Origin of the sequence: Lactiplantibacillus fabifermentans DSM 21115, from assembly GCF_000498955.2 — a bacterium.
GTDB lineage: Bacteria > Bacillota > Bacilli > Lactobacillales > Lactobacillaceae > Lactiplantibacillus > Lactiplantibacillus fabifermentans.
Window position 1 is genome coordinate 1 of sequence record NZ_AYGX02000111.1, and the last position, 23,898, is coordinate 23,898.

General features: G+C 44.9%; 30 protein-coding genes. 4 read left to right on the top strand and 26 right to left on the bottom strand.

The features are described from left to right. Window positions 1–93: 93 nt before the first annotated feature. From rbsD to pplA, 11 genes are all read right to left on the bottom strand, one after another. On the bottom strand, window positions 94–489 hold the full coding sequence (gene rbsD / locus DY78_RS10005; protein WP_024624492.1) for a D-ribose pyranase: 396 nt from the start codon (window positions 487–489) through the stop codon (window positions 94–96). Between the two features lie 4 nt (window positions 490–493). Further along, a complete protein-coding gene (gene rbsK / locus DY78_RS10010; protein ID WP_024624493.1) occupies window positions 494–1,414 on the bottom strand; it encodes a ribokinase in 921 nt (306 codons plus the stop codon). A gap of 101 nt (window positions 1,415–1,515) precedes the next feature. Then, window positions 1,516–2,514: a ribose utilization transcriptional repressor RbsR gene (rbsR, locus tag DY78_RS10015; protein WP_024624494.1), complete on the bottom strand. Its 999-nt coding sequence runs from the start codon at window positions 2,512–2,514 to the stop codon at window positions 1,516–1,518. A gap of 592 nt (window positions 2,515–3,106) precedes the next feature. After that, a complete protein-coding gene (rpsI, locus tag DY78_RS10020; RefSeq protein WP_024624495.1) occupies window positions 3,107–3,499 on the bottom strand; it encodes a 30S ribosomal protein S9 in 393 nt (130 codons plus the stop codon). A gap of 13 nt (window positions 3,500–3,512) precedes the next feature. Next, window positions 3,513–3,956, bottom strand: a complete 444-nt coding sequence (rplM, locus tag DY78_RS10025) for a 50S ribosomal protein L13 (protein WP_024624496.1) — start codon at window positions 3,954–3,956, stop codon at window positions 3,513–3,515. A 108-nt stretch (window positions 3,957–4,064) separates the two neighbouring features. After that, complete coding sequence (gene truA / locus DY78_RS10030) at window positions 4,065–4,853, bottom strand: tRNA pseudouridine(38-40) synthase TruA (protein WP_024624497.1); 789 nt, start codon at window positions 4,851–4,853, stop codon at window positions 4,065–4,067. 579 nt (window positions 4,854–5,432) lie between these two features. Then, complete coding sequence (locus DY78_RS10035) at window positions 5,433–6,233, bottom strand: energy-coupling factor transporter transmembrane component T family protein (RefSeq protein ID WP_024624498.1); 801 nt, start codon at window positions 6,231–6,233, stop codon at window positions 5,433–5,435. Beyond that, a complete protein-coding gene (locus DY78_RS10040; protein ID WP_024624499.1) occupies window positions 6,223–7,110 on the bottom strand; it encodes an energy-coupling factor ABC transporter ATP-binding protein in 888 nt (295 codons plus the stop codon). Before DY78_RS10040 ends, DY78_RS10035 begins: the two co-directional genes overlap by 11 nt. After that, window positions 7,086–7,928, bottom strand: a complete 843-nt coding sequence (locus tag DY78_RS10045) for an energy-coupling factor ABC transporter ATP-binding protein (protein ID WP_024624500.1) — start codon at window positions 7,926–7,928, stop codon at window positions 7,086–7,088. Before DY78_RS10045 ends, DY78_RS10040 begins: the two co-directional genes overlap by 25 nt. Window positions 7,929–8,259: 331 nt before the next feature. Next, entirely contained in the window at window positions 8,260–9,372 is a 1,113-nt protein-coding gene (locus tag DY78_RS10050; RefSeq protein WP_024624501.1) for an FAD:protein FMN transferase, read from the bottom strand. A 188-nt stretch (window positions 9,373–9,560) separates the two neighbouring features. Further along, window positions 9,561–10,487 carry an extracellular electron transfer flavoprotein PplA gene (gene pplA / locus DY78_RS10055; protein ID WP_024624502.1) on the bottom strand — a complete coding sequence of 309 codons (927 nt, stop codon included), beginning with the start codon at window positions 10,485–10,487 and terminating at the stop codon, window positions 9,561–9,563. A gap of 290 nt (window positions 10,488–10,777) precedes the next feature. Here pplA and DY78_RS10060 point away from each other — a divergent pair, with 290 nt between their 5' ends. The 4 genes from DY78_RS10060 (at window position 10,778) to DY78_RS10075 (ending at window position 14,869) form a co-directional block, all read left to right on the top strand. Further along, window positions 10,778–12,685 carry an NAD(P)/FAD-dependent oxidoreductase gene (locus tag DY78_RS10060; protein ID WP_024624503.1) on the top strand — a complete coding sequence of 636 codons (1,908 nt, stop codon included), beginning with the start codon at window positions 10,778–10,780 and terminating at the stop codon, window positions 12,683–12,685. 126 nt (window positions 12,686–12,811) lie between these two features. Next, on the top strand, window positions 12,812–13,306 hold the full coding sequence (locus DY78_RS10065; RefSeq protein WP_024624504.1) for a NusG domain II-containing protein: 495 nt from the start codon (window positions 12,812–12,814) through the stop codon (window positions 13,304–13,306). A gap of 4 nt (window positions 13,307–13,310) precedes the next feature. Then, window positions 13,311–13,871, top strand: coding sequence for a Gx transporter family protein (locus tag DY78_RS10070; RefSeq protein WP_024624505.1), 561 nt, complete (start codon window positions 13,311–13,313; stop codon window positions 13,869–13,871). 5 nt (window positions 13,872–13,876) lie between these two features. Further along, window positions 13,877–14,869 (top strand): polyprenyl synthetase family protein, encoded by a 993-nt coding sequence (locus DY78_RS10075; RefSeq protein ID WP_156093407.1) that lies wholly within the window; start codon window positions 13,877–13,879, stop codon window positions 14,867–14,869. Between the two features lie 1,457 nt (window positions 14,870–16,326). On the opposite strand, the gene rplQ is transcribed toward DY78_RS10075, so the two are convergent. The 15 genes from rplQ to DY78_RS10145 all read right to left on the bottom strand — a co-directional run bounded on the left by rplQ (window position 16,327) and on the right by DY78_RS10145 (window position 23,889). After that, entirely contained in the window at window positions 16,327–16,710 is a 384-nt protein-coding gene (rplQ, locus tag DY78_RS10080; protein WP_024624507.1) for a 50S ribosomal protein L17, read from the bottom strand. Window positions 16,711–16,731: 21 nt separating this feature from the next. Then, window positions 16,732–17,676: a DNA-directed RNA polymerase subunit alpha gene (locus DY78_RS10085; RefSeq protein WP_024624508.1), complete on the bottom strand. Its 945-nt coding sequence runs from the start codon at window positions 17,674–17,676 to the stop codon at window positions 16,732–16,734. An 83-nt stretch (window positions 17,677–17,759) separates the two neighbouring features. After that, a complete protein-coding gene (rpsK, locus tag DY78_RS10090; RefSeq protein WP_003641266.1) occupies window positions 17,760–18,149 on the bottom strand; it encodes a 30S ribosomal protein S11 in 390 nt (129 codons plus the stop codon). A 24-nt stretch (window positions 18,150–18,173) separates the two neighbouring features. Continuing rightward, a complete protein-coding gene (gene rpsM / locus DY78_RS10095; protein WP_024624509.1) occupies window positions 18,174–18,539 on the bottom strand; it encodes a 30S ribosomal protein S13 in 366 nt (121 codons plus the stop codon). 27 nt (window positions 18,540–18,566) lie between these two features. Continuing rightward, window positions 18,567–18,686, bottom strand: a complete 120-nt coding sequence (gene rpmJ, locus DY78_RS15790) for a 50S ribosomal protein L36 (protein WP_003638083.1) — start codon at window positions 18,684–18,686, stop codon at window positions 18,567–18,569. A 36-nt stretch (window positions 18,687–18,722) separates the two neighbouring features. After that, window positions 18,723–18,941: a translation initiation factor IF-1 gene (gene infA, locus DY78_RS10100; RefSeq protein WP_003638082.1), complete on the bottom strand. Its 219-nt coding sequence runs from the start codon at window positions 18,939–18,941 to the stop codon at window positions 18,723–18,725. Between the two features lie 173 nt (window positions 18,942–19,114). Next, window positions 19,115–19,765 carry an adenylate kinase gene (locus DY78_RS10105; RefSeq protein WP_280513551.1) on the bottom strand — a complete coding sequence of 217 codons (651 nt, stop codon included), beginning with the start codon at window positions 19,763–19,765 and terminating at the stop codon, window positions 19,115–19,117. 66 nt (window positions 19,766–19,831) lie between these two features. Further along, a complete protein-coding gene (gene secY / locus DY78_RS10110; protein WP_420805686.1) occupies window positions 19,832–21,115 on the bottom strand; it encodes a preprotein translocase subunit SecY in 1,284 nt (427 codons plus the stop codon). 13 nt (window positions 21,116–21,128) lie between these two features. Next, window positions 21,129–21,560: a 50S ribosomal protein L15 gene (gene rplO / locus DY78_RS10115; protein ID WP_024624512.1), complete on the bottom strand. Its 432-nt coding sequence runs from the start codon at window positions 21,558–21,560 to the stop codon at window positions 21,129–21,131. Window positions 21,561–21,591: 31 nt separating this feature from the next. Continuing rightward, window positions 21,592–21,774, bottom strand: coding sequence for a 50S ribosomal protein L30 (gene rpmD / locus DY78_RS10120; protein ID WP_024624513.1), 183 nt, complete (start codon window positions 21,772–21,774; stop codon window positions 21,592–21,594). A 14-nt stretch (window positions 21,775–21,788) separates the two neighbouring features. Beyond that, entirely contained in the window at window positions 21,789–22,289 is a 501-nt protein-coding gene (gene rpsE / locus DY78_RS10125) for a 30S ribosomal protein S5 (RefSeq protein ID WP_024624514.1), read from the bottom strand. Between the two features lie 20 nt (window positions 22,290–22,309). Further along, window positions 22,310–22,675 carry a 50S ribosomal protein L18 gene (gene rplR, locus DY78_RS10130; protein WP_038357124.1) on the bottom strand — a complete coding sequence of 122 codons (366 nt, stop codon included), beginning with the start codon at window positions 22,673–22,675 and terminating at the stop codon, window positions 22,310–22,312. 33 nt (window positions 22,676–22,708) lie between these two features. Next, entirely contained in the window at window positions 22,709–23,245 is a 537-nt protein-coding gene (rplF, locus tag DY78_RS10135) for a 50S ribosomal protein L6 (RefSeq protein WP_024624516.1), read from the bottom strand. Between the two features lie 29 nt (window positions 23,246–23,274). Continuing rightward, window positions 23,275–23,670, bottom strand: a complete 396-nt coding sequence (gene rpsH, locus DY78_RS10140) for a 30S ribosomal protein S8 (RefSeq protein WP_024624517.1) — start codon at window positions 23,668–23,670, stop codon at window positions 23,275–23,277. A 33-nt stretch (window positions 23,671–23,703) separates the two neighbouring features. Next, window positions 23,704–23,889, bottom strand: a complete 186-nt coding sequence (locus tag DY78_RS10145) for a type Z 30S ribosomal protein S14 (protein ID WP_003638073.1) — start codon at window positions 23,887–23,889, stop codon at window positions 23,704–23,706. Between the last annotated feature and the right edge of the window lie 9 nt (window positions 23,890–23,898).

Consider the following 23,898-nt stretch of genomic DNA (forward strand, 5'->3'; position numbering starts at 1 on the left):
GGAAGCTGATCTTTTTTGTCCGAACAGCGTTCGGATTAATTTTACAATCTACCTCATGTAAATCTTCCTCCTCTTACCGTTGCCAAGCAGCGCTTAGAATGTAACGCCGCTTTCTAATAAAATGTTTGCGTATGGGGTCATTTCACCAGTCCGAATGAAGGCCCGACAATTGTTTAAATCTTGCTTCATCGCACTATGCGGGATGAAGGTGATCGGTGTATCTGGTAACCGATCTTGAATTTGTTGTAACATCGTTGGATTTTCCGTTTTGATTTCTTCGGCTAAATAAATACGTTGAACTTCTAATTCAGCCAAAACGTTATTTAACACTTGCATGAAACTAGGAATTCCATTTTGAACGGCTAAATCGATTTTTTCAGTCGTCATCGGTACTGGCATACCCGCATCGCCAATACTTAGTTTATCAAAGTGGCCCATTTGTGCAATCACGCGTGAAATATCTGAGTTAATTACGGTTCCTTTTTTCATAATGTTAAGCCTCTGCTTTCTCAATAAGTTCGTGCCGATATGGAATCGATGGTTGGGCGCCAAAGCGTTGGACTGCCAATGATGACGCTAAGTTACCATAGCGAATCGCTGCTTCTAAGTTACTAAAATCCGGATTCAAGGCGCTACTCATCGCCCCAATAAACGTATCCCCGGCGGAAGTCGTGTCGACCGCTTTAACTTTAAAGGCGGGCACAATACCGTGGCGACCCGCAACATCGTAAAAGGCACCTTTGCTACCGATGGTGATGATAACGGCGGCAATCCCTAACGCGTGTAACTTTTCAGCAGCTACTAACATGCTAGCTTCATCGGTCACCGTCACACCGGTTAAGGTTTCGGTTTCCGTTTCATTCGGAATAATCATATCCGTCACTGCCAGCAACTCGGCGGGCACTTTCGCCATGGCCGGGGCTGGATTTAAGATGGTTGGGACATTAGCCGCTTGGGCAATTTTGAAAGCAGTGATGGTTGAGCTGACAGCGCTTTCAAATTGAGCAATTAACAAATCGCTATTTTCAATTAATCCGGCCTTAGATTGAACGTAATCTGAGGTAAACGCGTCGTTAGCACCGGCATGAATCATAATTTGATTTTCACCAGCATCATCGACGGTAACATATGCTTGACCAGTAGCCATATTCTTAATCGTTTGAATACCATCAAGATTAATCTTTTCTTGGTCTAATAAATCCAGCATGACTTTGCCGGCATCGTCGTCACCGACCGCTCCGATAAAGTTAGTGTCAGCGCCCGAACGTTTGGCGGCGACGGCTTGATTAGCCCCCTTGCCCCCACCAGCAGAAAAGACTTCTTTCGTATGGATGGTTTCACCCGGCTTAGGCATGTGCTTAACCCGAACCGTCCGATCTAAATTAATACTCCCGATTACTGTAATTGTGCTCATTGATAATCCCTCCAATTGCTAAATAAAGCGGATACATTTTCGTTAAAACGTTTTAGTAAAACGTTTTAACTCGATGACAAAAATATAGCACGTCTTGAAAATTAATTCAAGCGTGCCGTTGAATTTCTTAGCATTAATTTGACTGGTAACTGGCGCTCAACCCATGGTGTCGTTGGGTTTTCAATGCGAGCTAATAATAATTTCGCCGTCGTCTGACCGAGCTCAAAAATCGGTTGGGCGACCGTTGTTAATTGAGGTGACACATATTGACTCATTTCGACATTATCATAACCCACAATACTATAATCAGCTGGTACTCGCTTGCCGGCGACTGCTAAGCCGCGATACAAGCCAAACGCAATCTCATCACTGACCGTAATCGCCGCCGTGGCAGGTGACGCAATCAACGCTGGGGCCGCGGCTTTGCCAGCTGACTTGGATAGCTCAGTCGGAATGACTGTAATCGCTGCAGGGTCATAGACCTTTTGTATACCGGCTAACCGTGCTTGGATATTTTCAGTAGCTTGGGCGGGCATTAACACCGCAATCTGTTGATGACCTAAGTCTTTGAGATGCTGGGCCGCTAACTGTCCCCCGGTCCGGTCATCACTCGTCACCGCATCGCTCATTCCCGCAGCCTGTTTTTGATCCAAAACTACTAACGGTTGTTGCTGCTGTTGCCAGATTTCGTCAATCGCCTCGTTAGGAATTGCCGAGCTCGCAATAATAAAGCCATCCACCCCACGATGACTGAGTTCTGTTAAATATGCCTGTTCTTTAGCCGTATCTAAATCCGCATTGCACAGCATCGTAATAAACTTTTTTTGATATAAAATATTTTCAACCCCACGCACTAATTCACTGAAAAATGGGTTAGTAATGTCTGGGACTAACACCCCAATCGTCTTACTTTTCTTAACGATCATCCGACGCGCAAAATAATCCGCTTCGTAATGTAATTCCGCTTTGGCATTCTTGACTTTAGCCACCGTGGCATCACTAAAACGACCACCGGTGCCATTCAAGATTTGTGAGACGGTCGTAATTGACACCCCCGCCACACGGGCGACGTCCTTGATTGTTACTTTTTTATTTGCCATCCGTCATAATTCCCCTTATATTCGCTATCGTTATTGTATAACAGTTTAGCGCGCTTGCCTACTCGCCTTCGACCTATATGCTCAGCTAACTTTCCGATAGATTGCCATCAGTGATTGAAACTGCTCGAATCTGGCAACAAATTCAACGCGACATTACTTAGTTACTCGTGAATTCATCTGAAATGCCGATACTCTGACATGTATGATACAAATTACAATAGGCATTTCCCTAGAAACCTACACCTCGGCAATACGAAAAGTAAGCTCGCCTAAATTGTGGCTTGAATGATTTTGGCGCCACCCGGAAGTCCGGCGGTCAGTGTGAACGTGCTGAAAGTTCGCTTAGCTGAGTGACCTTCTCGGCTTAGCGAACCGGCATCTTTCAAGATTCGCGGGTTGGGCGGAGCTTGAAAGTGAGGTTGGTGACCGCACTTTGGCGCCAACCGGTCGCAGTTCGTGAACACTGACCGCCGGACTGGAGGGCCATTATTCAAAAACACCATTTTATCCGAAAAAAAAGCCCCACTCCGAAGAGTGAGACTTTTTCATATAGCCAGAAAATGTTGATATAACAACGTATTTTCGAAAAATTTTAACGCTTTGAGAATTGTCCAGCCTTGCGGGCTTTCTTCAAACCTGGCTTCTTACGTTCCTTCATACGAGCATCACGAGTTAAGAGACCCGCACGCTTCAAAGGACCGCGGAAATCTGGATCAACTTCGAGCAATGCCCGAGCGATACCATGACGAGTTGCGCCGGCTTGACCGTGGAACCCACCACCATTGACGTTAACTAAAACATCATATTGATCTGACGTTTCCGTTACTTCGAATGGTTGTAACAATTCCTTGCGAATATCTGCAAATGGAATGTAGTCTTCAACAGACTTATCATTCATAACAATTTTACCAGAACCTGGTACTAAACGTACTCGGGCAACTGAATCTTTACGACGGCCTGTGCCGCGATATTGTACTTGAGCCAATGTAGTTTCCTCCTTAGATTAAGTTAGTAATGTCCAAAACTTCAGGCTTTTGTGCTTGTTGCGTATGTTCTGCACCAGCATAAACATGCAACTTCAAGCCCATTTTATGACCTAAAGAGTTGTGAGGAAGCATACCTTTAACTGAAGTTTCAATCAATTTTTCTGGTTCTTTAGCTAAGAAGTCACCGGCAGTCCGTTCCTTTAAACCACCAGCATAGGCAGTATGATGATAATAAATCTTCTTTTCTGCCTTCTTACCAGTTAAAGCGACCTTGCTTGCATTAATAACGATAACGTTGTCACCAGTATCCACGTTTGGTGTGAATGTTGGTTTGTTCTTACCACGTAAGATTGACGCTACGACAGTTGAAAGACGACCCATAGGTACATCGGTTGCATCAACTACATACCATTTACGATCAATTTCACCTGGTTTAGCCATATATGTTGTACGCACGTTGTGTTCCTCCATTTTCTGTGTTTGTTTGACACTCAATAAGATTTCCGGGGCTTATCGTGGGGCAAACAATACCAACGATTAGTTTACCCAATTTAGCGTTGGAAGTCAATGATTATTTAGGTCGGCTTGTAACTCACTTTGCTCATAATAAACCTTTTTCATGTATAATCCCGACGCTGGGGCGGTCCCCCGGGCTTGTTCCCGATTCTTAGCAGCTAACAATTGCGGAATACAATCGACTGCGCGCCGGCCTTGCCCGATTTCCATCAAGACGGCCACCATAATGCGGACCTGGTTGTATAAAAAGCCACTTCCACAAAATTCAAATTGAATTTCATCCTCATTGGGCAAAGCCCACGCCTCGGCCGAAAAAATTTCCCGCACATGGTCATGAGCTTGGGAGCCGGACGCCACAAAAGTCGTGAAGTCGTGTTTCCCGACTAAATCCGGTAAGGCTTGTTGAATTCGTTCGATGTCGGCGTGAAATTTAAAGTGCCCCGTGTAATTGCGCTTAAACGGGTCGACAAACTCGTTTTGATACGCCCGGTACCAATACCGCTTCCCCACAGTATCATAGCGTGCATGGAAGCTTTGTGGCACGATAGCGACCGTTTTAACGATGGTGTCGACCGGCAACAGACTATTCAGTCCCCGCCGGACGCCTTCCGCATTAATTTCATATGGTAAATCAAAATGCACAGTTTGTCCAAAGGCATGCACGCCCGCATCGGTCCGACCGGCGCCGAAAACAACGACCGGTTCAGCCGGATCTTTGGCCATTTTATTAACCGCCTTACTAAAAACTTGCTCGACGGTCCGTTGCCCGGGTTGGCGTTGAAAGCCGGCAAAGTTCGTCCCGTCATAAGCCAATGTTACTTTATACCTCGTTGTCAAAATGTCCTCCATAATCACAAAAAATTGGCGCAGCCCTTTCGCCACGTCAATTTATTTTCGTCAGTTTCTGTGTTATTGCCGCCTCCAGCTGGTAAGTGCACCACCGTGGGGCAACCCTGCCAAGCCAAAGTACGGTCTTGCCAGGCGGTTGAGTGCCTTGCAAAACCCACAAGTCACTCAACACGACCCAAGTTCTAAACGAGCAAAAAACACTCGTTAAGAACTTTTTCACGGTGTCCCACTTACCAGCTTCCGGCTATATTTTCAATCACGATTGAACGGCTTAGCGATTATCTCGTAAACCGTCAGCACCTATTTAGCAATAGTCCGTATCTCAGTTCATTAATACGATTACAGCATGTTGAGCACATCTTAACACCACCGTAGTCAATCTAGCCCCGTAGCAGTTGATGTTGCGCTGTGTCGATATTCTTAGCGGGCTTTTTGGGCCGCTTAGAATATGGGTCGTGTTGCTAGACTTACGGGTTTGGTAAGGCTGGCAACCGCCGCTGGGGACCGCATTTTGGCCCCAGGGGTCGCCCCACAGCGCAGCATCAACTGCCACGGGGTGGCGTAAAACTACCCGCGCAAGAATACTAAAACGACGGTTAGGGCGACGAAACTGAGGGTCGCCCAGGTATCGCGGCTTTGCCATTTTAGAATGCGGAACTTGCTGCGACCTTCGCCGCCTTGGTAGCCGCGCGCTTCCATCGCCGTTGCTAAATCTTCAGCACGGTTGAATGAGCTGACGAACAGTGGAATCAGTAATGGTACAATCGCGCGCATCTGTTGGAAAATGTTGCCTTCACCGAAATCGACCCCACGCGCCCGTTGCGCATTCATAATCTTTTCCGTTTCGTCCATCAAGGTCGGCACGAAGCGTAACGCAATTGACAACATTAAGGCCACTTCGTATACGGGAAATTTGACCGCTTTTAACGGCATCAAAATGTATTCAATCGCATCTGATAATTCCAGTGGTGGCGTCGTTAAGGTCAGTAAGGTTGACATGAAGATAATCAGAACGAACCGACAGAAAATATAGACCCCATTTATCAGGCCCAACTGGCTAATCGTAATGATACCCCAGTGGAAATAAACGTGACCACCACTCGCACTAAACAGGACTTGCAACAGCACGGTGAACAGAATTAGCCAAATCAACGGTTTGACCCCGTTGATGAAAAATGACCATTTGACACCGGACAGCATGATTGCCAGTAACGTAAAGGCAAATAATACGATATAGGTTTGCCAATTATTCGCGATAAAGATAATCCCAATAAAGTAAAAACTCAGTAATAATTTGGCGCGGGGATCCATGTGGTGGATGAGCGAATCTCCAGGGATATAACGCCCAAAGATTAGTTTATTCATCATCGGTTGACCCACCTCCAAACGCGCTGGCCGGTAGTTGAGCCACTAAATCAGCAGCCAATTCATCTTCGGTCAACGGTAACTGGTCAAAATGCAACCCTTTTTGCACGAGTTGCCGCGCAAATGCCGTCGTTTTCGGTAAGCCGAGTTGGTGTTTTAATAACCACTCAGGGTCTTGGAACACGTCACGCGGCGTCCCGGTTTTAACGACCCGGCCTTGGTCCATCACGATGACATGATCGGCATAATTAGCCACATCATCCATTTGGTGGGTCACTAAGACGACCGTCAAATCTTGGTCATGGCGTAACTGCGCAAACATTTCCATCATATCGAGCCGGCCTTGCGGGTCGAGTCCCGCCGTCGGTTCATCGAGGACTAACACTTGGGGTTGCATCGCTAGCACCCCAGCGATGGCGACGCGCCGCATTTGACCGCCAGATAAATCAAATGGTGAGCGGTCGAGTAACGTCGCCGGTAAACCGACTAAGTCTAACATGTCAGCAGCCGTTTTTAACGCATCGGCTTCGCTCACGCCAAAGTTTTGCGGTCCAAAAGCGATATCTTTAGCGACCGTTTCTTCAAATAACTGACTTTCAGGAAATTGAAAGACAATCCCCACTTTACGCCGCAGTGACTTTAAGTCCTTATTACTCGTCGCCGGGGTAATCTCACGGTCGCCGATGAGCACGGTCCCGCTCGTTGGTTTCAATAAGGCGTTTAAATGTTGTAACAACGTCGATTTACCACTCCCAGTGTGCCCAATCAACGCGGTATACGACCCAGTTGGAATCGTGACATTGATGTCGGCCAACGCTTTCGTTTCAAAAGGGGTGCCCGGTTGGTAAGTAAAATCTACTTGTTTGAACTCAATTGCCATAACCAGTCCGCCATCCCTTTCTCCGTTAAATAATCGGCTGGAACTTGGACGCCTTGCCGTTTCAACGCTGCTTTGAGCCGTTCAGCATATGGCATATCCAAGCCCATTTTAATAAGTTCAGGGCCATGGCGAAAAATTTCTGCCGGCGTCCCCTCCTCTTTTAGTTCACCATCGTTAACAACGAGCACCCGATTGGCACTCGCCGCTTCATCGATGTCATGCGTAATCGAAAGCACCGTCAAATTGCCGGCTACCTTCATTGCTTGAATCGTTTGTAACACTTCGGCGCGACCCCGAGGATCGAGCATCGAAGTGGCTTCATCTAAAATTAAAATTTGTGGTTGGGCCGCAATCATGCCGGCTAAAGCGACCCGCTGCTTTTGCCCACCGGACAAACGGGCGGGTTCCCGCGTGGCAAAGTCGCTCATATTAACTTGCTTCAAGGCGGCCGCGACCCGTGCTAACATTTCATCACGGGGCACGCCTTGATTTTCCAAGCCAAACGCGACATCATCGGCCACGGTTGCGCCAACAAATTGGTTATCAGGATTTTGAAAAACCATCCCGATTTTTTTACGAATATTCCAAACGGTATCTTCAGATAGTACTTCGCCATCGACCGTAATCGTTCCGGATGCGGGGGCTAACAACCCGTTCAAGTTTTTCGCTAAGGTCGATTTGCCGGACCCGTTATGGCCGACAATGGCGACCCATTCACCCGCGGCCACGGAAAACGAAATGTCTTTTAACGTCAAGTCATCCGCTGACTGTTGCGGGTAACGATAATTTAAATGTGCAACGTCAATAATCTGACTCACCGTTGTCCCTCATTTCTTTCTTGTTTTTATTGCCGCCTCCAGCCAGTTGGCACACCACTGTGTGGCCACCCTGCCAAGCCAAGGAGCGGTCTTGTCAGGCGGTTGGGTGCCTTGCAAAGCCCACAAGTCACCCAACACGACCCATGTTCTAAGTGCGCACACAACGCGCACTTAGAACATTTTCACAGCGCCGTGCCAACTGGCTTCCGGCTAATATACTACTCCTGAATTAACATAACCAGTCGTGTATTGACAGCAAGCTTATCTATTCAGATACTGCTATCAATAATTAAACGACACGCAACTATGGTCTATATCATACCATATTCAGTTATTTCAAATCACTTGCAGAACCGTACTTATAGCCACTATCGCTAAATAACGAGAATTTTTTCTTCAAGTTGTTAGAAACATAGACTTTGCGGTCTTTGGTGATGAAGATCGCGCCGATGCCTTGGTCGGCTTTAGCGTTGATGTACTTCATTCCGTCTTTTAAGCCTTTATCAAACGTGGCCGTGGATAACCCATCACCATCGGTCGACTTCTTGGAGATGATGGAAACCCCCATTAAGTTATTTTGGTAAGGTGCCCCCGTCTTAGGGTCCATCAAATGACTATAGATCTTACCATTTTTCTTGAGATACCGTTCGTAAATCCCAGAAGTCACAATCGACATGTTTTTAGCTGGAATTGAACCAATTGCGGTCCCCCGAGATTCTTTAGGGTCTTGAATCCCAACGGTCCAGTCCCCAGATTTCGTCCCTTTAGGACTATCACCCATGACAAAGATATTCCCACCTAAGTCAATAATGGCCGTCGAGACACCGTGATTTAAGAAGTACTTGTGAACTTGATCAGTCATATAACCTTTGGCAATCCCACCTAAATCAAGCTTCATGCCCTTTTCTTCCAAATAAACGGACCGTTTTTTATCGTTTAACTTAACTTTAGTATAGTCGACCAACTTCACTTCGCGGTCGATTTCCGATTGCTTCGGGACCCGCGCATCGGAAAAGCCAATCCGCCATAATTGCGTGATAGAACCGATCGCCATATCAAATGATTCGTCGGAGTTCTTACTATAATAGTAAGCAGCCTTCAAAATCGGATAGACATCTTTGCTGACGACGACCGGATGCTTGCCAGCGGCGGCATTGACTTTATCAATCTCAGAACCACTCGCATTGGTCGTGACTTCCTTGGCTTCTTTTTTTAGTAATTTAAACGCCCCGTCAACCGCTGATTGCTTACCCTTGTTATAAACCCGCAACGTGACGACCGTCCCCATCATGAACTCCGTATTTTCATACGGCGTTTGAATGACTTTGGTCGGCTTAGGTCGCGAACTCGTTGTCTTTTTAGTTGACTGACTTCCACACGCCGTTGTTAACGGTACCATTAATGCTAACACTAGTCCTACTTGAATCCATTTCCGCAGTTTCATCGCCTAACGTCCCCTTAAATAATATCAATCGTAATTATACCAAATTATTAGCGATTTGATGGCGCTTTTTTGCCGACGTCAACTCACTTTTACGCTATCAATCTTCTCTCATGTGAATCATTCCACTAGCCTAAAAAGAGGTCTGAGACAAACCGTCCCAGGCCTCAAGATAATCAACTGTTCAAATATTATTCAGAGAAGACCATGTTATCAACCGTGATCGTCTTAGTGTCACCCTTTTGAGCGGCATTTTGTAATTGTTCCGCATATAAGATGAACGTGTTTGATGATTCAGTAGCACCAGAAACGACGTCCACTTTAGCAGGATCACTGTTCTTAACTAAGGCTTTATTCAAGGCTGGCGTATAAGTCTTAGGATCAGTCTTAGCAATCTTCTTCATTTGCTTGTTGTATGAAGCATCGGTTGTCTTAGACTTGCCGTTCTTGTTGACATTGTCATAGTTTGACTTCGTAATCTTGTTGTTCTTAACCGTAATTGAGAACGTTACTTTGTAACCATGTGAGTAGTTCTTTTCGTTCAACTTGTAAGTACCGTCTTTCATCTTGGCACCGTTGTTGATCTTGATGGTTGCTTTGTTCCCAGCTTGAGCCGCTTGAATTAATTGTTGAGCATAGTTTTGGAATGTCTTGGAAGATTCAGTAGCACCAGAAACAACGTCGATAGTCCCAACGTTACCAGTAGCTGCGGCCCCTTCTAAGGCTTTGTTCAATTTAGGTTCGTACGTCTTAGGATCAGTCCCGGAACCCTTCTTCATCTTCTTGTTATAGCTAGTGTCGTCAACTTTGGACTTGCCACTCTTGTTAACTTGGTCGAAGTTTGACTTAGTAATCTTACCTTTGTTATTAACGGTAATACTAAACTTCGTCTTGTAACCATAAGTATAGTTTTCTTCTTCAAGCTTGTAGGTCCCCGCCTTCATCTTGCTACCAGCGGTCATTTTAGCAACCTTGGTCGTTGATGATGAACTTGATGAAGAACTCTTCTCCGATGATGATGAGCTAGAACTTGATGAAGAACTGCTCCCACAACCTGCTAATGCTAATGCGGAAATAGCTACAACTGATGCGCTCGTAATAATTGACTTAAACTTCATAATAATCCCACTCCTAACCTTTTTGTATGAAAATTCACATTAATCTTAACGTTTAAACTCCCAATAGTCAATTATATTCTATAAAAAAATTTGTATTTTTACCTACGGACAAGCTAAATGGTAGCGGTTTATTAGCTGCGCTTTCATACCACACTATTCCGGCGACAAATAATGTGATTTAATATTCATTCTTATTGATAATTCATAGACAAACGTTTACATTACTTATATAATTGTAATTGGAATTATTATTTTTTATCTTATTTTTAGATTAAGGGAGTTGTTACGCAATGGCAAAGAAGAATATTGTCGTTGTCGGCGCGGGTTTCGCAGGGGTTTATGCCACCAAAAAATTGGCTAAGCATTTTAAAAAGAACCCTGACGTAGAAATCACGTTAATCGACCGGCACTCCTACTTCACGTATATGACTGAACTACATGAAGTAGCGACCGAACGGGTTGACCCAGAGCATATCCAATACGATTTGCAACGGCTGTTTTCCCGGCGCAAGAATGTCCGCTTAGTAACGGATAACGTTACGGACATTGATAAGGACAAACAAGTAGTCACCACCGAAAATGGCAGTTATCAATATGATCAACTGTTAATTAGTTTGGGTGGCGAATCCAATGACTTCGGGACGCCCGGGGTCAAGCAACATGGCTACGAATTGTGGTCATTTGAACAAGCCATGGCCTTACGGGCCCATTTGGCTTACATCATTCGGCGTGGGGCCGCTGAACTAGATCCAGCTAAACGCAAAGCCATGTTGACTTTGACCGTTTGTGGGTCTGGTTTTACCGGTTCAGAATTGATTGGTGAATTAATTGAATATCGCGACGTCTTAGCTAAGGATAATAAGCTCGATCCTAGTGAAATTACGTTACAACTTGTCGAAGCAGCGCCAACGATTATTAACATGTTAAATCGGACGCAAGCTGGCAAGGCTGAAAAGTACATGACCAAACATGGTGTGGATATTATGACCAACTCCATGATTACGGAAGTCTTTGAAGATCACGTTACGTTGAAGGATAAAGAACCAATCCCAACTTACACGTTAATCTGGACCGCCGGGGTTCGTGCTAACAGTATCGTCAAGAAGTTTGGTATTGAAACTAACCCGCGTGGTGGCCGTTTGATGGCTAACGAATTCATGCAAGCTAAAGACACCGATAACGTCTTCTTAGCTGGGGATTCGACGAGCTATCAAGAACCTGACCAACCACGTCCCGTCCCACAAATCGTTCAAGGGGCCGAAGAAACGGCTGCTAAAGCGGTTGAAGGGATTATCAAGAACGTCGACAACACGGATAAGGAAATCAAGCCTTTCAAGGGTGCTTATCAAGCCTCCGTTGATTCAATTGGTTCCAAGTACGCGGTTGCGCAAGTGCTTGAAAAGTGGAACGTTTCTGGTTTCATCGCCGTCTTACTAAAGCATGCCATCAACTGGATGTACTACTGCCAGATTTTCTCTGGTTACTACTTGTTCCAATACTTTATGCACGAATTCTTCCGTACTCGCAACGGCCGCAACGTCTTTCGCGGTTGGACTTCGCGGGCCGGGAACGTCTTATGGAGTGTGCCACTCCGCTTCTTCTATGGGGCCATGTGGCTTTGGGATTGCTGGACGAAGGTCCAAGGTAACGAATCGTGGTTTACCGACAAACTCCGCTTACCATTTACTTGGTTACAAGTGGCCGCAACTTCCGGCGCTAGTGAAGCTGCTAGCAAAGCCACGAGTGCCACTTCTGGTGCTAGTGAAGCCGTCACGAAGACCGCTAAAGGCGTCTTCAGTTTATCTTACATGTACGGTAAGGAACCATTGATGGTCTTCGATAAGATGCCCCACTGGTTCGAATCAATTACGAAGTTCTTCGTACCAAACATGCAAATGGCGTTGTTCTTCCAGAAATTTATGACTTGTGTCGAAATCATTATCGCCTTATGTATCTTCTTTGGCCTCTTCAGTTGGTTAGCCAACGCCATCACGATTGGTTTAGTGGTCGTCTTCTGCTTGTCAGGGATGTTCTACTGGGTCAACATTTGGATGGTCTTTGTGGCCTTAGCCTTAATGAACGGTTCTGGTCGGACCTTTGGGTTGGATTACTGGGTCGTTCCGTGGATGCAAAAACACCTCGGGCACTGGTGGTACGGCAACGTTCGTTCCCACTACGATGGTGTTAAAACCCGTTAGATGCGGTATAATTAATTGAATAGTTTCCCGATGGTTCAAGGGTAGCTTTTACCTTGAACCATTTTTTATTCAAAGGAAAACAGCGATTAACACTAATTAATATATTAATGAAAGGAGGCGTAAACGATGAAGAATTGGCGCCGACACTGGCACACGCTCAAACGCTACGGCGATATGATTCGGCCGTTTGATATTATCATCATCATTGCCCTACTTATTTTGTCGTTTACGCCCCACGCTATTTTTGCCTATCAAAAACAGCAACAGGCTGAACAAGCCGCTAAAGTTGCTAAAAAAGCCCACCAAAAAACGACCGGCACAACGTATACCGCGGTCGTTTCACATGATGGTAAGGTCTTGAAAAAGGTTAATTTAACTAACTTAAAAAAAACGCGCCATTATACGTATCGGGCCAAGGATGGCGATTACAACACGGTCACCTTTGAGACGAAGCGCGTGGCCATCACTAAGGCCAATTGTACCGACCAAGTCTGTGTGCGTCGTGGCTGGATCCATAAGCCTGGTCAAACGATCGTCTGTTTGCCACATAAACTACTAATCGAAATCAAATCGAGTACCGGTCACACCCAATCAGGTGGCAACGGCCTAGTTACGGAGTAAGGTAATGAATAATTCATTTGAACAATCCAATAAAGTCCATCGCAATATTTATATTGCCCTGTTGGTGGCCCAAGGCGTGGTCATCGGCTTACTGGAACGGCTCATCCCCTTCCCGTTTGCCTTTGCCCCCGGTGCCAAATTAGGACTCGCTAACTTGATTACCGTCGTCGCTATCTTCACTTTATCATTTAGTGACGTCATCACGTTGACGTTCTTACGGGTCATTTTAACGGCCTTACTTGGTGGCACTTTATCGACATTCTTATATAGTTTCGGCGGCGCCTTTTTGAGCCTCTTCGCGATGGTCTTAGTCAAACAGCTCGGACCCAAACGCGTCAGCTTAATCGGTATCTCCGCGACCGGGGGCGTCATGCATAACGTCGGCCAATTAGTGGTCGCCAGTCTGATTGCTAAGACGTGGACGGTCATGTTATATTTACCAGTCCTATCGATTATCGGCCTGTGCGCGGGCACGGCCTTAGGAATCGCGGCCAACTACTTGTTCACCCACGTCACGAGCCTAAGTTACTTAAAGTTCACCCATGAACAGCAAACAAAGGAGTAAGGACTATTATGCAAGCAACGCAATTACATCCGCTCTGGCATGACTATCCGGCCTTACAACCGGAGTTGCAGCAAGTTATGCAATTGATGGAAGACAATATCAATATCGCCGACACCGCGATTACCGACGCGATTTTGGCCATGATTCATAGTGGTGGCAAGCTGTTACGCCCCGCCTACTGCTTATTATTCTCGCAATTCAAAGACACCGACCGGCAACGCATGATTGCCTTAGCGGCGTCCCTAGAAACGTTACACACGGCCACCTTAATTCATGATGACATTTTAGATGATGCCAAATTACGGCGCCATCAAGTCACGATTCAAGAACAATTCGGGAAAGATGTTGCCGTGTACGCCGGTGATTATTTATTCGTCGTCGTCTTCAAAATCTTGGCCAAGTATTCCAGCAGTTTTCGCAGTATCCAATTAAACTCGGAAAACATGGAAAAAATTTTAATTGGCGAAGTCCAACAAAAGGATCGCCATTATCATTTAGATATGACCATGGATCAATATAAGGAACAGATTCAAGGTAAAACGGCCGAACTGTTCGCCCTCAGTTGCTTCTTGGGCGCCTACGAATCCGGTCAATCCGAACGCTTCGCCGTGCGCGCTCGTAATGCCGGGATGGCCATTGGGATGGCGTTTCAAATCTTAGACGACATCTTAGATTACCAAGAAACCAGCCACGAAATTGGCAAACCCATCTTAGAAGACGTGGCAGAAGGCGTCTACACGTCGCCACTGCTGTTCGCCTTACAAACAGACGTCCGCCAAGACTTGCTCCCATTATTGCGGCTGCAAGGCAACATCACGTCGCAACAACGCGAACAAGTACAAGCATTAGTCATTGAAGCCGGTGGCGTTGACCAAGCTAAACAACTCGCAACCGACTACACGAACCAAGCGTTAAAGCTACTCAAAAAGTTCCCCGATACACCAGCACGGGCGATGTTATTACAATTGACTCAGCAATTATTAACCCGTCATAATTAGGAATTCCAGATGCTTGCCGCTTCCGGCCAGCAGTAATTCCAGTTGCCGTGGCGACCGGCTCGAGCCCGAAAAGCACGGTCTCTCACCTCACTTTGAAGCTTGGCCAAAACCGCCAATCTCCAAAGATGCCGGTGCTGTAAATGCCGAAAAACCATCGGCATTAACACCACTTACATGGCCACTTCCATTACTGCTGACCTCCAGCTAAACTGAATGACGTCAATTTTAAACACAACAAGTCCCGGTCACAAATAGTGGCCGGGACTTGTTGTGTTTTAGACAAGCGGTGCAACTTAGTAATAATACCACGGAAGCCGGCAACATTCGAAGACGCTTGTCTCAGTGTCCTTATTTTTTTGACAATGCCAAATCAATTCGTCAACATGATACGGTAAATATGATAGAAACTACTAGTGAGTAACAGAACATATTTAGTGATTGTTAGTTAACTAATACACGTATAGTTTTAAAGTTGCTACTTCAGTATCGAATAGCTTAGTCAGATATTTACATACTTTCCAAAACAAAACTAAAACTTTACTTAAATATGGGTATCGCATCTTACATTAATTGTTAAGCTAATCGTATAACAATCTGTTAGCTGCTAACATGCAGTTCTTGAAAGGATGTATGTAAATTTGATGCGTTCCCGTTTAAACCGCAACTCAATCCCATCTCAACTAGTTTTGACCCCAAGTGGCTATTGTCTGCAAGCCAGTACGGATACGGCTATCATGAATAGAGATTCGCCAATTTTATCACAACTACCCCAATTGCCATTTAACAAACTGCCCCCTCATAATGGTTCCCAAGTTGAGCAGTTAAATTCGTACTAAGCATTGGATTGTTAAGTCGTCAGCGACCACCAACGTTATTGATTAACGGACATGGCTAATGTTCAACTACTTAACGTTGTTCTGAAACTATGCTGTGCTCAGCAGTTGGCCAACCGTAATGGAATCGTCCTGAAAGTGGCGTTAACGGGCGTTTTTGGCCCGTTTACACCACGGACGTCTTTTGAGACTTGTCTTTCAGGCTCAAAAGCGAGGTCCAAGACCGCTCCTCAGGCTTGGACCGGTCCCAGGACGATGGAATTACGGTTGGCCAACTGCGGCAATAACCAACTTCAAGAAAGAACCGTGTTGACCAGACTGGCGGGTTGTGCCAGGCTATCAACCGCCTGGTGAGACCGCCCTTCGGTTCACCAGGGTTGCCCCACAGCGGCCGACCAGCGGGCTGGAGGTGAACCACCGCAACATAAATTTGCATGTAAAAAGGCCACCCAACAGAATGTTAGGTGGCCTTTTCAATTGGCTAGCGCCAAAAAAAATCACTTTAGCCTGCGATACGCCATCTATGTTTAACCATAAACAACTTCCGAACTAGACTGAGCTACTAGTGTAGCCACCATCGTAGCGTCCGTCAATCATCAGACCAAGTGATCCGTAAAAATTTAATTAGTCTACGAGTTCCAAGACTACCATTTGTGCACCGTCACCACGGCGAGGCATTGTCTTGTAAATTCGAGTGTAACCACCATTGCGGTCAGCGTATTGAGGACCTAAGTCACTAAATAGCTTTTGCAAAGCAGTTTGTACAGCTACATTGTCGCCATCTTCTTTAACATCGGCAACGATGTCACGCATAAATGCGGCAGCTTGACGACGGGCACTTAAATCACCCTTCTTAGCTAAACTGATCATCTTGTCGGCAGTTGAACGAACTTCTTTAGCGCGAGCTTCAGTAGTTTCGATACGACCGTTAACGATCAAAGCGCTGGTCAAGTCGCGAAGTAAGGCACGACGTTGTGAACTTGTACGTTGTAATTTACGGTAACTCATGAACGGATATCCTCCCTTGTATTAGTCTTCTTTGCGTAATGATAACCCGAGGTCAGCTAATTTTGCTTTAACTTCTTCGAGTGACTTGCGTCCAAGGTTGCGAACCTTCATCATATCAGCTTCAGTTTTGTTAGTTAATTCTTGGACCGTGTTGATACCAGCACGCTTCAAGCAATTGTATGAACGAACGGAGAGATCTAACTCTTCAATCGTCATTTCTAACATTTTTTCCTTATGCGTTTCTTCCTTCTCAACCATCACGTCAGTGTTTTTAGCTTCATCAGTGAGATTTACGAAGATTGAAAGGTGATCAGTCAGGATTTTGGCTGATAGACTAATGGCTTCACTTGGAGTGATTGAACCATTTGTCCAAACGTCTAAGGTTAACTTATCGAAATCATCACGTTGACCAACCCGGGTGTTTTCTACTTGGTAGTTAACACGTTCGATTGGAGAATATAATGAATCAACAGGTAAAACGCCAATTGGCATATCATCTTCACGATGTTTGTTATCCTCAGCGGAAACATAACCACGACCAGTATTAGCGGTCATACGCATATGGAAGTGTGCGCCATCGGCTACGGTACAAATTGCCAAATCAGGGTTCAAGACTTCAACGTCCGCGTCACCAATGATATCACCGGCGGTCACGTTAGCTGGGCCCTTGACATCGATTTCCAATGTCTTGGTTTCGTCTGAATCTAATTTAAGTGCAACCTTCTTGACGTTCAAGATAATCGCCGTAACATCTTCAGTTACGCCTTCTACCGTTGAAAATTCATGAAGGACACCATCAATTTGAATACTAGTAACAGCGGCACCAGGTAAAGAAGAAAGAAGAATCCGACGAAGTGAATTCCCTAAAGTTGTACCATAACCACGTTCAAGTGGTTCTACAACAAACTTACCATAGTTGTCGTTTTCATCAATTTTATGAATGTTAGGTTTTTCAAATTCAATCATTCTTATCTTTTACCCCTTTCAAAACGCGTGGTGTTAGTAAGTGCGTACAAAATGAAGTTTGCCCTCAAAATGAACGTCACAGATTAAACACGACGGCGCTTTGGAGGACGAGAACCATTATGAGGAACTGGTGTAACATCGCGAATTGCTGAAACTTCCAAACCAGTAGCTTGTAAAGCACGGATAGCAGCTTCACGACCGGAACCAGGACCTTTAACAGCGACTTCAACAGTCTTCATACCATGTTCCATTGAAGCCTTAGCAGCAGCTTCCGCAGCCATTTGAGCAGCGAAAGGAGTTGACTTACGAGAACCCTTGAAACCTAATGAACCAGCTGATGACCACGCAATAGCGTTACCTTGCATGTCAGTGATCATAACAAGTGTGTTGTTGAACGTTGAATGGATGTGAGCCACACCGGATTCAATGTTCTTTTTTACCCGACGACGACGGGTTGTCTTTCTAGTTGCCATAAAATTCGAAAACCTCCCTTATAATTATTTTTTACGTCCAGCGATGCTGACCTTTTTACCCTTACGAGTACGAGCGTTGTTCTTCGTGTGTTGACCACGAACGGGTAAACCACGACGATGACGCATACCACGGTATGAACCGATTTCTTGAAGTAACTTAATGTTTAAGCTAACTTCACGACGTAAGTCACCTTCAGTTTTGTAACCGTCGACAACGGCACGGATCTTATCTTCTTGTTCAGGAGTTAAGTCGCGTACACGAACGTCTTCAGAAACACCGGCTTCAGCAAGAATCTTTTGAGCAGAAGTATTACCGATACCGTAGATGTAAGTCAAACCGATGACAATACGCTTGTCACGTGGTAAGTCAATTCCTTCAATACGAGCCATTAATTTTTCACCTCCGACTTAGTTAAATTATTTACCTTGGCGTTGCTTATGCTTTGGATTAGCAGAGCAGATAATCATCACGCGGCCTTTACGACGAATAACTTTGCAGTGTTCGCACATAGGCTTTACAGATGGTCTTACTTTCATGAATATTTACCTCCTATAAGGTACGAAGCGTCGAACCTACTTGAAACGGTAAGTAATCCGACCCTTAGTTAAATCATAAGGTGACATTTCGACTGTAACCTTGTCGCCTGGTAAGATTCGAATGTAATGCATGCGAATTTTGCCAGAAACGTGAGCCAAGATTTCAGCGCCGTTTTCAAGTTCGACTTTGAACATTGCGTTCGGCAACGTTTCTTTGATAGTCCCTTGAATTTCGATGACGTCTTCCTTTGCCAAGTATGTGTCCCTCCCTTATTATATGGTTTCGTGCTGCCACGATTTTGGTCCGCTTTTCGAACCAGTCATTGTCTAATAAAGATTAAATTAATACTAAATCAGTCAACGGCTAAACCTGAATAAGTTTATCACAACGGCATTTGAAAAGCAAATGACGCTACTGGGCCACTTGATTAAAGGTTATCTAAAATTGATTTGATATCTTTGTAAACATCATCAATGTCGCGATCACCGTCGACATTGTAAAGCAATTTTTCTTGACCGTAAAAATCAATTAATGGCGTGTTCAACTTAACGTTGACATCCAAACGATTTTTAACAGTTGCGGGCTTGTCATCATCACGTTGATAGAAATCATGACCGCCACAAACATCACAAGTACCGTCAACCTTAGGCTTGTTATACAACTTATGATAAGTTGCGCCACAAGTCCGGCAGATGAAACGGCCCGAAAGCCGTTCAACTAAGACTGCTGGTTCAACGTGAATGTTGATGACGCCGTCCAAAGGCTTGTTCAAATCTTTACCGATTTGTTCGAGCGCATGGGCTTGATCAATATTACGTGGATAACCATCAAGCAAGAAGCCGTTTTTCGTATCTGATTCAGCTAACCGTTCTTTGACGATGCCGTTAGTGACTTCGTCTGGAACTAAGTTACCTTGGTCAATATACTTTTTAGCTTCAAGACCCATTTTAGTTTCGTTCTTGATTGCAGCTCGGAAGATATCACCCGTGGAGATATGCGGAATATCAAAATCTTCAAGGATCTTCTGAGCTTGAGTACCTTTACCAGCACCCGGTAGACCCATTAAAATTAAGTTCATTGTTGCCATGACTTTTTCCTCCTATAATGCACAAATGTGCTGAGTCTCCCCAACACACTCGCTTGATTAACGAATGAAACCGACATAGTCGCGCTTCATCATTAACCCTTTAATTTGACGAATTGTTTCAAGGGCAACCCCGACGACGATTAGCAAGCTAGTCCCACCTAAACCAATTGATTCATCTAAGCCCCAGATATCTGAAGCTAACAATGGAATCAAGGAAATTAATCCGAGGTAAAGGGCACCGACTGTACTCAACCGCATTAACAATTTTGAAACCCAAGTTTGCGTGTCTTTACCAGGCCAAACACCTGGAATGTAACTACCTTGCTTTTGCAAGTTTTCGGAGAGTTTTTCAGGATTAACCTGAACAAACGCATAGAAGAACGTGAAGAGCACGATGAGAACCGTATAAAGGATCGCACCATAGGTCGTTTGCATGTTAAAGACATTGCTCATCACTTGGTACCAAGTATCGTCACCATGACTGGATTGGAAACCAAGCAAAATTGTTTGTGGTGTTGCAATGAAAGAACTCGCGAAGATAACAGGAATAACCCCGGCAACATTCACCTTTAATGGTAGGTAACTACTGTCAGGTGCACCTGCTGCACGGCGCGTGTATTGAATTGGAATCCGGTCATTTGCTTGTTCAACCCACGTTACAAACATAACGATGATTAGAACTAACAAGATGAGCCCGAGTACAAACATACCACTTTGCCACCATTGACTCTTAGAAGTATTAACAAATTGTTCCGTGTAAATTTGATAAATCGAAGTAGGCATGCGGGCAATGATCCCGGCGAAGATAATAATGGAAACCCCATTACCAAGTCCACGGTCCGTGATCATGTCCCCCATCCAAGTAGTCAACATCGCCCCACCAGTCAGGATAACCCCGATGGTCAAGTAAGTCGTCACACTTGGATTTTCAACTAATTTCAACGTACTTAATGAGTTAAAACCAGCTGTAATCCCAATCGATTGAACGAAGGCCAAGACGATCGTTAACCAACGGGTCGCTTGATTAAGCTTCCGTCGACCAACTTCACCTTGTTTGCCCCATTCAACGAATTTAGGCACGATGTCCATTTGTAATAACTGAACAATGATTTGTGCAGTAATGTAAGGGGATACCCCCATAGCAAGGATGGAATAATTTGTTAAACCGCCACCACTGAATGTATTCAACATACTTATCAGCCCCGAAGATGCAACGGATTGTAGCGCGGTTGCATTAACTCCTGGGACTGTGATATAAGAGCCAAGACGAAATACAATCAAAACGCCCAACGTGAACAGAATTTTATTCCGAATATCCTTTACTTTTAGAGCGTCCTTCATGGTAGTCAGCAAGTTAGATCACCTCAGTTTTACCGCCAGCAGCTTCGATTGCCTTAACGGCAGTTTCGGAGAACTTGCTTGCCTTAACTGTTAACTTTTTGTTGAGCTTACCATTACCAAGAACTTTAACGGCTGCACTCTTCTTAACCAAGCCAGCTTCCTTTAATGATTCTGGTGTTACTTCGGCACCATCATCAAAACGGTTTAAGCCATCAAGATTAACAACTGCATATTCCTTGCGGTTGATGTTAGTAAATCCACGTTTAGGAATCCGACGATACAATGGCATTTGGCCACCTTCGAACCCAACACGAACCTTACCACGAGCCTTTTGGCCTTTTTGACCACGACCAGCAGTTTTACCTTGGCCACTTGAGTCGCCACGACCAATGCGACGACGTGAGAAGCGTGAACCTTCACTTGGTGTTAATTCATGTAACTTCATCTAGTAGGCACCTCCTTATTGAATATTTTAATTACTTAATGATTTCGACATCAACTAAGTGCGCGATGTGCATAATAGCACCACGAGTAGCTGCGTCATCAGGTTTAACAACAGAGCTGTTAACTCGGCCTAAACCTAATTCCTTAACGATTTTACGTTGCTTAGGAAGACGATGAGCAGCACTGCGTACTAAAGTGATTTTTACTTGAGCCATGTTGTTTGTCCTCCTTATTCAGCTAAATGTTCAACTGAAACGCCACGTAAAGCCGCGATTTGTTCAGCTTTCTTTAAACTCTTTAAGCCTTCAAACGTTGCGCGAACAACGTTAACTGGCGTGTTTGAGCCAAGACGTTTACTGGTAACATCATCAATACCAGCCAATTCCATAACGGCACGAACGGCGCCACCAGCTGCGACACCAGAACCTTCAACGGCTGGCTTAAGCAAGATGCGGCCACCACCGTAAACGCCGATAGTTTCATGAGGAATGGTTGTACCGACCATAGGTACAGTGATCAAGTTCTTTTTAGCAGCTTCGGATGCTTTCCGAATTGCTTCTGGAACTTCTTGAGCCTTACCAGTACCGAAACCAACGTGTCCTTTGTGGTCACCAACGATTACCAATGCGGCAAAACGAAGACGACGACCACCTTTAACAACTTTGGTAATCCGGTTGATGGCAACTACGTTATCGTCAAGATCTAATTTTGATGGATCAATGAAAGTCATGTGGTATTATTCCTCCTTTGTTAGAATTTAAGACCGTTTTCACGGGCAGCTTCGGCCAAGGCTTGTACTCGACCGTGATATAAGTAACCGCCACGATCGAAGACAACATCGCTAATCTTCTTTTCGGCAGCGCGTTTTGCAACGACTTCACCGACAGAAGCAGCTTTTTCAGTCTTGTTATTGCCTGATACTTCGCTATCTAAAGTTGAGGCACTTGCGAGCGTTACACCCTCTACATCATCAATTACTTGAGCGTAGATGTTTTTGTTTGAACGATAAACATTTAAGCGTGGGCGCTCTGCAGTCCCAGAAATCTTACCGCGGACACGGGCGTGACGACGTTGGCGTGTCTTATTTTTATCTGGTTTTGAAATCACAATTGTCACCTCTAATATATAGTATGGACAGCCTAAGCTGCATTATTTACCAGTTTTACCTTCCTTACGACGAACATATTCATCGACGTAACGAATCCCTTTACCTTTGTAAGGTTCAGGTGAACGAACGGCGCGGACTTCGGCAGCAAAGTCACCGACAGCTTGCTTACCAATACCAGAAATATTGATATGCGTGTTGTCAGGAACTTCGATCGTTAAGCCTGCAGGCGTTTCAAATTCAACAGGATGAGAATAACCAACGCTTAATACTAACTTCTTACCTTGTAATTGGGCACGGTAACCAACACCGACCAATTGAAGATTCTTAGTAAAGCCTTTAGTAACCCCTTCAACCATGTTGTTGACATTTGCACGGGTAGTACCGTGGACTGCCTTCATCTTGTAATCGTCAGATGGGCGTGTGAATTTTACTTCGTTGCCTTCAACTGACATTGTAATATCACTGGAAATGTTACGAGTTAACGTACCCTTAGGACCTTTAACGGTAACGACTTCGCCAGCTTGTGATACTTCTACCCCAGCAGGTAGTTCAATTACTTTATAACCAATACGACTCACTTAGTTGCACCTCCTGTCTTAAATAGTTTTTACCAAACGTAAGCTAAAACTTCGCCGCCAACCTTCTTAGCGCGAGCTTCTTTGTCAGTAATAACACCTTCTGAAGTTGAGATGATAGCAATCCCTAAGCCGTTTAAAACCTTAGGAACAGCATCAGCTTTAACGTATGAACGTAAACCTGGCTTTGAAATACGCTTCAAACCAGAGATAACGCGTTCGTTGTCTTTACCATACTTCAAGAAGACACGGATGATGCCCTGTTTGTCATCATCGATATATTCAACGTCGCGAACAAAACCTTCATTCTTTAAAATTTCGGCAATGTTGCGTTTGATTTTTGATGCAGGTACTTCTAATGAATCGTGGCGTACCATGTTAGCGTTACGGATACGAGTCAAGAAATCTGCGATTGGATCAGTCATCATGAAAGTTTAACCTCCTTTAACTTGGGTTTGTTTTTACCAGCTAGCCTTTTTCATGCCAGGGATTTGACCTTTATGGGCCAGGTCGCGTAAGCAGATACGGCACAAGTGGAATTTACGGTAAACTGAATGTGGACGACCACAACGTTCGCAACGCGTATAGTTTTGGACGTTAAACTTAGCACCACGTTTTTGTTTAGCAATTTGTGATTTTTTAGCCAACTTGATTAT

Excerpts from the sequence above, each read along its gene's own strand:
- pplA (WP_024624502.1), bottom strand. The coding sequence starts at position 10,487 with ATGAAGTTTAAGTCAATTATTACGAGCGCATCAGTTGTAGCTATTTCC.
- rpmD (WP_024624513.1), bottom strand. The coding sequence starts at position 21,774 with ATGGCTCAAGTAAAAATCACTTTAGTACGCAGTGCTGCTCATCGTCTT.
- DY78_RS10050 (WP_024624501.1), bottom strand. The coding sequence starts at position 9,372 with ATGAAACTGCGGAAATGGATTCAAGTAGGACTAGTGTTAGCATTAATG.
- DY78_RS10065 (WP_024624504.1), top strand. The coding sequence starts at position 12,812 with ATGAAGAATTGGCGCCGACACTGGCACACGCTCAAACGCTACGGCGAT.
- rplO (WP_024624512.1), bottom strand. The coding sequence starts at position 21,560 with ATGAAGTTACATGAATTAACACCAAGTGAAGGTTCACGCTTCTCACGT.
- DY78_RS10035 (WP_024624498.1), bottom strand. The coding sequence starts at position 6,233 with ATGATGAATAAACTAATCTTTGGGCGTTATATCCCTGGAGATTCGCTC.
- DY78_RS10105 (WP_280513551.1), bottom strand. The coding sequence starts at position 19,765 with ATGAACTTAATTTTAATGGGTCTACCGGGTGCTGGTAAAGGTACTCAA.
- rpsE (WP_024624514.1), bottom strand. The coding sequence starts at position 22,289 with ATGACTTTCATTGATCCATCAAAATTAGATCTTGACGATAACGTAGTT.
- rbsR (WP_024624494.1), bottom strand. The coding sequence starts at position 2,514 with ATGGCAAATAAAAAAGTAACAATCAAGGACGTCGCCCGTGTGGCGGGG.
- DY78_RS10085 (WP_024624508.1), bottom strand. The coding sequence starts at position 17,676 with ATGATTGAATTTGAAAAACCTAACATTCATAAAATTGATGAAAACGAC.
- rbsK (WP_024624493.1), bottom strand. The coding sequence starts at position 1,414 with ATGAGCACAATTACAGTAATCGGGAGTATTAATTTAGATCGGACGGTT.
- rplQ (WP_024624507.1), bottom strand. The coding sequence starts at position 16,710 with ATGAGTTACCGTAAATTACAACGTACAAGTTCACAACGTCGTGCCTTA.
- rpsH (WP_024624517.1), bottom strand. The coding sequence starts at position 23,670 with ATGATGACTGATCCAATCGCAGATTTCTTGACTCGTATCCGTAACGCT.
- DY78_RS10070 (WP_024624505.1), top strand. The coding sequence starts at position 13,311 with ATGAATAATTCATTTGAACAATCCAATAAAGTCCATCGCAATATTTAT.
- rpsK (WP_003641266.1), bottom strand. The coding sequence starts at position 18,149 with ATGGCAACTAGAAAGACAACCCGTCGTCGTCGGGTAAAAAAGAACATT.
- secY (WP_420805686.1), bottom strand. The coding sequence starts at position 21,115 with ATGAAGGACGCTCTAAAAGTAAAGGATATTCGGAATAAAATTCTGTTC.
- rbsD (WP_024624492.1), bottom strand. The coding sequence starts at position 489 with ATGAAAAAAGGAACCGTAATTAACTCAGATATTTCACGCGTGATTGCA.
- DY78_RS10040 (WP_024624499.1), bottom strand. The coding sequence starts at position 7,110 with ATGGCAATTGAGTTCAAACAAGTAGATTTTACTTACCAACCGGGCACC.
- rpsM (WP_024624509.1), bottom strand. The coding sequence starts at position 18,539 with ATGGCTCGTATTGAAGGAATTGACTTACCACGTGACAAGCGTATTGTC.
- DY78_RS10060 (WP_024624503.1), top strand. The coding sequence starts at position 10,778 with ATGGCAAAGAAGAATATTGTCGTTGTCGGCGCGGGTTTCGCAGGGGTT.
- rpmJ (WP_003638083.1), bottom strand. The coding sequence starts at position 18,686 with ATGAAAGTAAGACCATCTGTAAAGCCTATGTGCGAACACTGCAAAGTT.